This is a genomic window from Citrobacter sp. Cb041 (genome assembly GCF_030336655.1).
Taxonomy (GTDB): domain Bacteria; phylum Pseudomonadota; class Gammaproteobacteria; order Enterobacterales; family Enterobacteriaceae; genus Citrobacter; species Citrobacter braakii.
In genome coordinates this window covers 1-248 of the sequence record NZ_JAOWDD010000013.1, presented here as the reverse complement: position 1 = coordinate 248, position 248 = coordinate 1, and the positions used below count along the sequence as shown (strand labels likewise).

At 53.6% G+C, this 248-nt stretch carries 1 protein-coding gene; it reads right to left on the bottom strand.

Going from position 1 to position 248, the window contains the following annotated elements:
- On the bottom strand, window positions 1-248 hold a 248-nt coding region (locus tag OGV52_RS00750; protein ID WP_502873805.1), incomplete at both ends, for a pyocin-S2/colicin E7-DNase domain-containing protein.

The following is a 248-nucleotide window of genomic DNA, read 5'->3' as shown; positions in this document are numbered from 1 at the left end:
ACCTCCAGCCAGAAAGCCTGCCTGAAGTCGTCAAAATTGGAGAAGGTGCGTCCACGCAGTTTGTCAGCAATCTGAGACGGGATAGGCGAACCGTTACCCTGACCCGCATCAGCTAACCAGGTGCCAGAAATCTTTTGCCCCTTGCCCGTGACTTGCCCTGGCAGATTGCGAATATAAACATAAATCGGGTCAAACGTCCCGGCAGGGTGTACCAGAATATAATCCCTGAATGGGCGTTCTCCCGGTGC